3 protein-coding genes are annotated in these 3391 nt (G+C 74.0%); all 3 read left to right on the top strand.

Features of this window, described 5'->3' with window-relative positions:
- Positions 1–77 precede the first annotated feature (77 nt).
- Complete coding sequence (locus J1C73_RS13610) at positions 78–812, top strand: hypothetical protein (protein WP_372446682.1); 735 nt, start codon at positions 78–80, stop codon at positions 810–812.
- A gap of 16 nt (positions 813–828) precedes the next feature.
- Complete coding sequence (locus J1C73_RS13605; protein ID WP_207316594.1) at positions 829–2979, top strand: bifunctional serine/threonine-protein kinase/ABC transporter substrate-binding protein; 2151 nt, start codon at positions 829–831, stop codon at positions 2977–2979.
- A 5-nt stretch (positions 2980–2984) separates the two neighbouring features.
- Positions 2985–3391: protein kinase family protein (locus tag J1C73_RS13600; protein ID WP_504743463.1), on the top strand; the 407-nt coding region annotated here is incomplete at its 3' end.

Here is a 3391-nt window from a genome sequence, read left to right as displayed (position 1 = left end):
ATGGGCCCCTTGCCGCCGGCCGCGGGCACCTGGAAGGAGCGGCTGCGGGTGGCGAGAACGCTGCGCACCGGCTTCTTCTGCTGCCAGACGCAGTCGGTGCCGAGCACGGGCCAGGTGGGCGGGCCGCTCTGGTACGGGCTGCGCTTGGTCACTGCCGGGCCGAAGTCGGCGGGGTCCGGGATGACCCGGCCGGTGAAGTCGGGCGCGTCACCGCGGGACGTGGGCAGCCTGGCCGGGTCATCGCGGACCCCGCCGACTTCGGACCGGAAGTGACCAAGCGCAGCCCGTACCAGAGCGGCCCGGCCACCTGGCCCGTGCTCGGCACCGACTGCGTCTGGCAGCAGAAGAAGCCGGTGCGCAGCGTCCTCGCCACCCGCAGCCGCTCCTTCGAGGTGCCCGCGGCCGGCGGCAAGGGGCCCATGCGGCTCTCCGCCGTCGTCACCGTGCACCGCGGCCGCGTGGACGCGCAGTGGGAGATGGCGGAATCGGTGGAGGAGACGATGCGCTGCCCCACGCAGCAGCTGCGGAAGGGCGAACTGATCGGGTCGCTGGTCTCCGCCTCGCTGGCACACGGCGAGAGCAGGCAGAACAACTCCGAGGACGCGCTGATCGAGACCGGGACGTACCGGAGCTCCACGCTCGGTGGCCCCTTCCCGTACGTCTGGCAGCAGGCGCAGACCCTCCAGTTCACCGTGGCGGTGACCGGCAAGGGGGCCAAGGGGTGGACCGGCGAGGAGATCGACGTGCTGACGACCCGGGCCCAGGCGGCCATGCTCCTGCGGCTCAAGGCCGCTGTCGAGAAGCAGAAGTGAGAGAGCGGAGAGCGTGATGGAACAGCTGCGTCCCGCGGACCCCGCGACGATCGGCGGACACCGGCTGCTCGGGCGGCTCGGCGCCGGTGGCATGGGCGTCGTCTACCTCGGCCGCACGGACGGCGGAGCCCTGGCCGCGATCAAGGTGATCCTGCCGGAGTTCGCCGAGGACGAGGGCTTCCGGGCCCGGTTCCGCCGCGAGGTCGAGGCCGCCCGCCGGGTGGAGTCCCCGTGGGCGGTCGCGGTCACCGGCGCCGAGACGGAGGGCGAACGCCCCTGGCTGGCCACGGCGTTCGTGCCGGGACCGGCGCTTTCGGAGGCCGTCGCCCGCTGCGGGCCGCTGCCCGCCCGCGGCGTCCGGGTGCTCGGCCGGCTGCTCTCCCGCGCACTGACCGCCGTACACGCGGCGGGACTTGTGCACCGGGACGTCAAGCCGGGAAACGTCCTGCTCGCGGTCGACGGGCCGCGCCTGATCGACTTCGGCATCGCACGGGCCGCCGACGCCACGGCGCTCACCGCCACCGGCCTCGTCGTGGGGACCCCCGGCTTCCTCTCGCCGGAGCAGGCCACCGGGGGCGGTACGGCGGCCGGGCCCGCGAGTGACCTCTTCTCCCTCGGCTGCCTCCTGGCGTACGCCGCGACCGGACGGCCGCCGTTCGGCAGCGGCGCCGTCGAGGCACTGCTCTACCGGACCGTGCACGACGAACCCGACCTCGAAGGGATCGAGGACCCCGGACTCCGCTCACTGCTCGGCGCCCTGCTGGCCAAGGAGCCGGAAGAGCGGCCCACCGCGGCCGCACTCGACGCACGCATCGCCGAGGACGCGCCGAACGGCTCCCTCGACTGGCTGCCGGGAGCTGTCGTGGCGCTGATCGCCGACCGGTCCGCCGCCATGCTCGACCTGCCCGCCATCGACCCCACCGTCGCCGATCAGGGGCCGCCGCCGCCCGGAACCCTTCCAGGCCGACGAAGACTGCTGCTGGCAGGCGGCGGTGTCGTCGTCGCGGCAGCCGGCGGCTTCGCCGTACGGGAGTGGCTGCGTGACGACAACGCGGACTCCGGAGCGGCCAAGTCCGGCGAACGGGCCTGGACCATCGGCGTACAGGCGGACCTGTCCGGCCCGCGGAGCGCCGCCGGGCGGGCCCAGGAACGCGGGGTGCGGCTGGCCGTCGAACAGTTCAACTCCCGTGCCGACAAGTCCTTCACCCTGACCGTCAAGGCACTCGACGACCGCGGTGACGTCACCCGGGCGGTCCGGGCCGCCACACAGTTCACCCGCGACCGCGACGTGCTCGCCGTGGTGGGCCCCACCGGTGACCGCACCACCGACGCCGTCCTCACCGTCTACGACGAGGCGATGCTGCCGGTCGTCACCGTCTCCTCGCTGCAGATCACCTATACGGCCCAGCCCAGGAAGTCCTTCTTCCAGGCGGCACCGTCCGACGCTGTGCTGTGCGAGCCCGTCATCAACCGGCTGGTGCTCCGGCCGGACGTCGAACGGCTCGGGGTGCTGCTCGACCGCGCGGGCGGTCAGTCCGCCTACCAGGTCGGCTACCTCACCAACATGCAGACGAGCGTGATCACCACCGGCACCACCTATCCGCGCGTGATTCCCGGCGGTACCAAGGAACTGGCTCCGGTCATCGAGGACATGCTTCAGCACGCCAGCGACGCCTTCTTCTACGCGGGCGACGCGGCCGGGGCCGCCCGCACCGCACACGCCCTCGCGGCCACCACCTTCAAGGGGCCCCGGATGGCCATGCACACGGCCATGGAGGCGCGCTTCCTCAAGGACGCCGGACGGGCCGCCGAAGGCTGGGAGTTCACCGCTCCCTACACCGACGCCTCGGCCCCGGGCGCCAAGGAGTTCGCGGCGGCCCACCGATCGAGGTACGGCTCCGCCCCCGCGCGCTGGGCCGCCGAGGCGTACGACGCGGCCGGGCTCGTGACCGCCGCCGTCACCGCCCTCGCCGGAAACGGTGCCAAGCCGGTGCGGCCGACCCGGACCGCGCTCGTGGCGAAGATCGCCGACTCCTCGTACATGGGCGTCTCCCGGACGTACGCCTTCGACGAGAGCCACCGGCTCAAGGGGGCGGACGCCTACCTCTACGGAGTGCGGGACGGGCGCTTCGTCCACCTGGGGGCCGCGCCCAGGTCCGAGACCTGACCGTCATGCGGCCCCTCACCTCGGACGACCCGCGCACCATCGGCGAGTTCCGCACCCTGGTCCGGCTCGGTGCGGGCGGCATGGGCGTGGTCTACCTGGCCCGTTCGGCGGGCGGGGCGCTCGCCGCCGTGAAGGTGATCCGCGCCGAGCACGCCGCCGACCCCGGATTCCGCGCCCGGTTCCGGCGCGAGGCCGAGGCCGCTGCCCGGATCGCCGGGCCGTGGGTGGTCCCGGTCACGGGGGCCGACACCGAGGCCCGCGAGCCCTGGCTGGCCACCGCGTTCGTGCCCGGCCCCTCGCTGGGCGAGGCCGTCGAAGCGCGGGGCCCGCTGCCGGTGGCCACGGTCCGGTCCTTCGGCGCCCGCCTCGTGCACCGCGACGAGTGCCCCGGCGAGGCGGGCGCCGAAGGACC

It is taken from the genome of Streptomyces laculatispora, from assembly GCF_017353455.1.
Lineage (GTDB): Bacteria > Actinomycetota > Actinomycetes > Streptomycetales > Streptomycetaceae > Streptomyces > Streptomyces laculatispora.
This window is presented reverse-complemented; position numbering and strand designations above follow the sequence as displayed.

Excerpts from the sequence above, each read along its gene's own strand:
- J1C73_RS13605 (WP_207316594.1), top strand. The coding sequence starts at position 829 with ATGGAACAGCTGCGTCCCGCGGACCCCGCGACGATCGGCGGACACCGG.